Genomic DNA, 6,379 nt, shown 5'->3' on the forward strand with positions numbered 1-6,379 from the left:
TCGGGTATAGTGCGCGCCATGTCTTCTGCTTCCACGGCTCCCAAGCCGGCGGCGCTGCCGCCTCTGCTCGGTCCCGGCGATCCGCCGCCGGTGACGGTGCTCAACCGCGAGGGCCGCGCGCCGGTCCTGCTGCTGTGCGACCATGCCTCCAACGCCGTGCCGGCGTCGCTCGGTACCCTTGGGCTGGACGGCGAGGAGATGTCCAGGCACATCGCCTGGGATATCGGCGCCGCCGACGTCACCAGGGCGCTGGTCGGGCGGTACGACGCGGCGGCGGTGCTGTCGGGATATTCGAGGCTGATCGTCGATCTAAACCGCGACCTGGAGGACCCGACCTCCATCCCCGTCATCAGCGACGGGACGATCGTTCCGGCCAACCGGACGCTCAGCCCGGCCGAGGCGGCGTTGCGGATCGACGAGCTGTTCTGGCCGTATCAGACGACGGTGAGCGCCGAAATCGACCGGATTATGAAGCGCGGGCAGGTCCCGGCCATCGTCTCGATCCACAGCTTCACGCCCGTCATGCGCGACATCGACCGTCCCTGGCATATCGGCATCCTGTGGGATCAGGACGACAGGATGGCGGCGCCGGTGATCGAGAACCTGAAGCGCGATCCGCGTCTCTGCGTTGGGGACAACGAGCCGTACACGGGACGGAACTGCGAGGGATCGACCCTGGACCGGCATGCCACCCAGCGCGGGCTGCCGAACCTTCTGGTCGAGATCCGGCAGGACCTGATCACGACACCGGAGGCCGCCATCGAGTGGGCGGACATCCTGGGACGCGCCATGGACGAGGTCCTGGCCGATCCCGCTCTTTTCCGCATCCAGCACTTCTGAGGATCATGGCTGCCAAGGCTCCCAGCTTCACGCTCGGCATCGAAGAGGAATACCTGCTGGTGGACCGGCAGACCCGCGATATCGTGCCCGAACCGCCCGACGACATGCTGGCCGCGTGCGAGGCCGTGGCGCCCGATCAGGTCCATCCGGAGTTCCTGCGCTGCCAGATCGAGATCGGCACCCGCGTCTGTTCCGACCTGTCGGAGGCGAAGGGCGAGCTGTCGCGGCTGCGCCTGTCGGTGGCGGACGTCGTCAGCCGCTACGGGATGGCGCCGATAGCGGCCTCGACCCATCCCTTCGCGGTCTGGCTGCCGCAGAAGCACACCAACCGCGACCGCTACAATATGTTGGCGCGCGACATCGGCGCTCCGGCGCGGCGTCTGATGATCTGCGGCATGCATGTCCATGTCGGGATCGAAGACGAGAACCTGCGCATCGACCTGATGAATCAGGTCCGCTATTTCCTGCCGCATTTGCTGGCGCTGTCCACGTCGTCGCCGTTCTGGCAGGGCCAGGACAGCGGGCTGAAGAGCTACCGGCTGGCGGTGTGGAACGAGCTGCCCCGGACGGGCATGCCCGAGGAGTACCATAGCTTCGGCGAGTTCCAGCAGCAGGTCGGGGCGCTGATCGAGGCCGGCGTGATCGAGGACGCGACCAAGCTGTGGTGGGACATCCGGCCGTCGAGCCGCTTTCCGACGCTGGAAGTGCGGATCAGCGATATCTGCACCCGGCTGGACGATACGCTGACCGTGGCCGCCTTCTATGTCTGCCTGCTGCGCATGCTGTGGCGGCTGCGGCGGGACAATGTCCAGTGGCGGCGCTACCGGAACCTGCTGATCGAGGAGAACCGCTGGCGGGCTCAGCGCTATGGATTCGACGGCGGGCTGATCGATTTCGGCCGGGGCGAGATCGTGCCCTATGGCGAGTTGCTGGACGAGCTGATCGACCTGCTGCGCGAGGACGCGGAAGCGCTGGGCTGCGTCGACGCCATCGCCAATGCCCGCGACATCGTCGGCCGGGGCACCAGCGCGCACCGTCAGGTCGCAGTCTACAACGAAGCGGTGGCGGCTGGCGCCGAGCCTCAGGAGGCGTTGAGGCAGGTGGTGGACTGGCTGATCGGCGAGACCCTGTTCGGCCTGGAGCCGGCGCCGTAGCGGACGAGATCGGCGAAACCCGCCGCCCGCCTTGCTACCTGTTCGGCGCGATCGCGCATGTCGTAGGGAAGATGCGGTGTCAGATCGATAACCATGCTCAACATCCCAAGGTTGGGAAACCGGGCCTAAACCAGCACGCTGAAGTTAGCTAAAATTAGCGCCTTGGGGAAACGAAAACTGTGGGCGTTGCGCTATCCTTTACCAAATGCCATGTCAGGCTAGGGGTAACCGTGCCGATGGTCATAACGCGAAAATTCGAGGAGTCGAGACGATGACGACGGAACTGGACGAGCGGACGCGTACCGAACTGGAAGCCGCAGCCTTCCGGCAGTTGGTCGAGCATCTGCGCAACCGTACAGATGTGCAGAACATCGACCTGATGAACCTCGCCGGCTTCTGCCGCAACTGCCTGTCCAAGTGGTACCGGGCCGCCGCCGAGGACAAGGGGCTGGAGATGAGCTACGACGACGCCCGCGAAATCGTCTACGGCATGCCGTACGAGGAGTGGAAGGCCAAGCATCAGGCCGAAGCGACGGTCGAGCAGCAGCAGTCCTTCGCGGCCGCCCAGGCGCGCGCCGACCACTGACCGGCGGCTACCGGCCTGAGCTTGCTTTCGCGCAGGGCAGGGCACGCAGGGCAGGGGCGCACCGAAAAGTTTGCTGGAACGTTCGCCGACAGGTGCCCTTGGCGATCGGATTGGCTATGGTGCGCCCAACAGGTCGTTTCAGGTGACGAGGAATTCATGACGGACAGTTCAGTTGCGGCTCCGACGAACGATGTCGGGGGCATTGCCGCCGATCGCCTTCGCTCTTTTGTCGAGCGCTTGGAGCGCCTTGAAGAAGAGAAGAAGGGCATCTCCGACGACATCAAGGACGTCTATCTCGAAGCCAAGGGTACCGGGTTCGACGTCAAGATCATCCGCACCATCATCCGGCTCCGGAAGAAGGCGAAGGAAGAGCGTCAGGAAGAGGAAGAGTTGATCGAACTCTACAAGATGGCTCTCGGGATGGAGTGAGGGCGAAGTACTCGTCCTTGTTCTGTTTTTTGTTGTGCCCGGACTTGGTCCGGGCATTTTCTTTTAAAGCCTGAGCGGGTGAGTATTTAATTTTTTACGCAGAAACTTAAAAGCGCCCCCGCCAGAACTCCGCCGCTGCGCGGTGAAGCGCCAGATCTGCCACAAGACGCTTAAGCCAGGGGTCGGTCTGTGGAGAACTGGCGCAGGCGGTGCGGCGGCGGGCAATGCCCAGCCGCTGATCTGCGGCGAGGCGGCAGGCCACCGTCCAGCGCGCCCGGATACGCCGCCCCGTATGCGGCGAATTCCCATCGAGCAGGGCGGCTTTCAGGGCCGGACGGGGCGGTGGACCATTATAGGTCCGGTACAGGTCGGTCAGCGAATCGGGCATCATGGTTCATGTGACCACAAACCCAACCCGCTGTAAAGGAATTTATTCCAGAGGACTGCCGGCCCAGAGACTTACTGGCTGGCCCAGACGATCCTCGCCATCCAGGCGATTTCGCCCGGCGTCAGGGTCCGCAACGGATGGGCCGGGTTGATCGACTGAAGCTCGATCCGGTTGGCGGTCGAGCGCAGGAGCTGCTTCGCCATCACTTCCCCGCCGGTGGTCTTCACCACGACGCGGTCGCCCCGCCGGAGGCTGGCGGAGGGCGAGACGACGATGATGTCGCCGTCGCGGTAGACCGGCTCCATGCTGTCGCCGCTGATTTCCAGAGCATAGGCGTGCGGGTCCCCGACATGGGGGAACTGAAGCTCGTCCCAGCCGCTGCCCGCCGGATAGCCGGCATCGTCGAAGAAGCCCTGCGCTCCCGCCTGTGCATAGCCGATCACCGGGATGCGCTGCATCGAGCCCTTCGCCTGATCGCTGTCGATCAGGGAGACGAACTCGCTGAACGAACTGGCGGTCGCTTCCAGCACCTTGGAGATGCTTTCGGTCGAGGGCCAGCGCAGCTTGCCTTCGCTGGTGGTCCGCTTGCTCTTGTTGAACGTCGTCGGGTCCAACCCGGCCCGCCGCGCGAGGCCGGATGCCGACAGCTCGTTCTGGGCTGCGAGGCGATCAATCGCCTGCCAAATGTCCGAATGTTTAAGCATGGGAACATCTTCACATATTCCCATCTGCTTGTCCCTAGGAAGGTTTTCATAAAAAGCTTGACGTAGGAATTAAAACGGAACATAAGGGGAACATCAAGGGCGCAGCTCCCGTCACGAGACGCTCTTCTCCCAAAACATATCTCCGCAGGAGGTGCCGCTTGTTCGGTAACCCGTCCCCCAGCCATACCCGGACCCGTCCGGATGGGCAGCCAGTCCACAGCAAAAATCGGCACGAACCCTTGGGTTCCCAGGACAACTCCGTCCCGTTCGTGAGCACCGAGGAGGCCTGGTTCTGGTTCGTCCAGGCTCAGGAAGCGCGTTCGTCCGGCGCCAGGATCGTCGCCGGCCGCGGCACGGTGCCGCGCCCCTGCGAACCGCTCGACATGATGCGGGAGATCGACCGGCTGTACCGGCAGCGGAAGCTGATCCGCGATCACCTTCATGTGCTGGTCCACTACGGCAAGCGCCTGATGGCGCCCGATCCGGAACGCCGGCTGGAGTGCAGGGCGTCCAGCCTGTGGCGCGAGGCGCTGGCCTTCCTGGACCCCGTCCTGCGGGAAAAGGGGATCGTGCGATGAGCGGCGCCCTGTTGCCCGTGGCGCCGCCCGGCGCACCGCCGGGAGCGGAACCGAAGGCCTGGGTGGCGTTCTGCGGCGAGGCGGAATTGTGGTGGCTGCGCCTGCTGCGTCCGGGCTTCCGCCACTGCTTCGTCGTGCTGAACGACGGCGCCAGCTGGATCACCGTCGATCCGCTGTCGCCGCACATGGAAGTCGTGGTCCAGCCGGTAGCGGCCAACTTCGACCTGATCGGCTGGCTGAGGGAGCGCGGGCATGCCGTCGTCGCGGCTCCGGTCCGGCGTGATCACCTCCGCCCGGCGCCGCTGATGCCGTTCACCTGCGTCGAGGCAGCCAAGCGCGTCCTGGGACTGCACGACCGCCGGGTGGTGACGCCCTGGCAGCTTTACCGCCGGCTGTCGGACCCGGACGGACTGGGGCACCGGCGGACCACGGCACGGTCCGCCTCCATCGCCTGATCCGGCGCGCCCGATCCGATTTGACCTTTGCTTGAAGGAATTGAGCCGTCATGGCCAAGATGTTTACCCCGCCCAAGGCTCCGGCCGCGGTCACGACCACGACGCCGGTCGTTACCGCTACGCCGGTTACGACGACACCGGCCACGACGACCGTCACGGCGCCGAAGCCGGTTGCTCCTGTCGTGGAGACCAAGCCCGTCGTGGCCGATCCGGTGCCGGTGACGCCCGATCCGGCCCCAGTCCCGCCTCCCGTGACGACGCCGAAGGTGGTCGATACCGCCACGATCCCGGCTCCAACTCCAACGACGCCGGTCGTGAAGCCCGAAACCGATCCCATCGTCGCGGCCGAGCAGGCCTTGGCGAAGCGTGACCGCAGCGTCAGCGGTACGGTGCTGACCTCCTGGCGGGGCGTGCTTCAGCCGACGGCCACGGGATCCTCCGCCGCGGCGCGGAAGCGCCTGCTGGGAGAATAGGCGATGGACGTATCGTCGCTGCTTCAGCGTTTCGCCAGCGCCAAGGCGAAGCGTGGCATCTGGGAGTCCCACTGGCAGGAATGCTACGACTATGCCCTGCCGCATGGCGGCGGCTTCGGCCGGGGCGGCAATCCGGGGGAGCGGAAGACCGACCGGCTGTTCGACGGCACGGCGGCCGATGCGGTCGAGCAGCTTGCGGCTAGCCTGCTGGCCCAGCTCACGCCGCCGTGGTCGCGCTGGTTCGGGCTGATGCCCGGCCCCGACTTGTCGGACGCGGAGCGCGACACCGTGGCGCCCCTGCTGGAGAAGGCCGCGGCCACGCTCCAGTCCCATTTCGACCGCTCCAACTTCGCGGTCGAGATGCACCAGTGCTACCTGGATCTGGTGACCGCGGGCACCGCCTGCCTGCTGTTCGAGGAAGCGCCTCCCGGCGATTACTCCAGCTTCCGGTTCACGGCGGTTCCGCTGGCCGAAGCGGTGCTGGAGGAGGGGGCGGACGGACGGCTGGACGGGACGTTCCGGCGGAGCGAACTGACCTTGGCGCAGCTTCGCCTGCGCTTTCCGGATGCGGCGATCGGGCCGGCGATGGAGCGGGAGGCGGTGCTGGACCCGCAGGCGCGGTTCGGCGTGGTCGAGGCCGTCCTGAAGGACGGGCCGGTCTATCGCTACACCGTGATCCTGGACAGCGGAAACGCCGAGGACGAGGTGCTGGCGGAGGGACGCTTCGCCCGCTCGCCCTTCATCAACTTCCGCTGGCTGAAGGCTCCGGGCG

Annotated in this window: 10 protein-coding genes; 8 read left to right on the plus strand and 2 right to left on the minus strand. The window is 65.8% G+C overall.

Going from position 1 to position 6,379, the window contains the following annotated elements:
- From AC5JJ6_RS35950 to AC5JJ6_RS35965, 4 genes are all read left to right on the plus strand, one after another.
- Positions 1-840, plus strand: an 840-nt coding sequence (locus AC5JJ6_RS35950) for an N-formylglutamate amidohydrolase (RefSeq protein WP_496046635.1), incomplete at its 5' end; no start/stop codon positions are given.
- Positions 841-845: 5 nt separating this feature from the next.
- Positions 846-1,994 (plus strand): carboxylate-amine ligase, encoded by a 1,149-nt coding sequence (locus tag AC5JJ6_RS35955; RefSeq protein WP_496046636.1) that lies wholly within the window; start codon positions 846-848, stop codon positions 1,992-1,994.
- A gap of 271 nt (positions 1,995-2,265) precedes the next feature.
- Entirely contained in the window at positions 2,266-2,580 is a 315-nt protein-coding gene (locus AC5JJ6_RS35960) for a DUF1244 domain-containing protein (protein WP_496046637.1), read from the plus strand.
- 156 nt (positions 2,581-2,736) lie between these two features.
- Positions 2,737-3,009 carry a DUF2312 domain-containing protein gene (locus tag AC5JJ6_RS35965; protein ID WP_044433056.1) on the plus strand — a complete coding sequence of 91 codons (273 nt, stop codon included), beginning with the start codon at positions 2,737-2,739 and terminating at the stop codon, positions 3,007-3,009.
- 106 nt (positions 3,010-3,115) lie between these two features.
- On the opposite strand, the gene AC5JJ6_RS35970 is transcribed toward AC5JJ6_RS35965, so the two are convergent.
- Positions 3,116-3,400, minus strand: a complete 285-nt coding sequence (locus AC5JJ6_RS35970) for a hypothetical protein (protein WP_496046638.1) — start codon at positions 3,398-3,400, stop codon at positions 3,116-3,118.
- A gap of 68 nt (positions 3,401-3,468) precedes the next feature.
- Positions 3,469-4,101 (minus strand): S24 family peptidase, encoded by a 633-nt coding sequence (locus AC5JJ6_RS35975; RefSeq protein ID WP_496046639.1) that lies wholly within the window; start codon positions 4,099-4,101, stop codon positions 3,469-3,471.
- 269 nt (positions 4,102-4,370) lie between these two features.
- On the opposite strand from AC5JJ6_RS35975, the gene AC5JJ6_RS35980 reads away from it, so the two are divergent.
- The 4 genes from AC5JJ6_RS35980 to AC5JJ6_RS35995 form a co-directional block, all read left to right on the plus strand.
- Positions 4,371-4,679, plus strand: a complete 309-nt coding sequence (locus tag AC5JJ6_RS35980; RefSeq protein ID WP_496046640.1) for a hypothetical protein — start codon at positions 4,371-4,373, stop codon at positions 4,677-4,679.
- Positions 4,676-5,134, plus strand: a complete 459-nt coding sequence (locus tag AC5JJ6_RS35985; RefSeq protein WP_496046641.1) for a hypothetical protein — start codon at positions 4,676-4,678, stop codon at positions 5,132-5,134. The genes AC5JJ6_RS35980 and AC5JJ6_RS35985 overlap by 4 nt, the downstream gene beginning before the upstream one ends.
- A gap of 50 nt (positions 5,135-5,184) precedes the next feature.
- Positions 5,185-5,607, plus strand: a complete 423-nt coding sequence (locus tag AC5JJ6_RS35990; RefSeq protein ID WP_496046642.1) for a hypothetical protein — start codon at positions 5,185-5,187, stop codon at positions 5,605-5,607.
- A 3-nt stretch (positions 5,608-5,610) separates the two neighbouring features.
- On the plus strand, positions 5,611-6,379 hold a 769-nt coding region (locus tag AC5JJ6_RS35995), incomplete at its 3' end, for a portal protein (protein WP_496046643.1).

Source organism: Skermanella sp. (assembly GCF_059503625.1).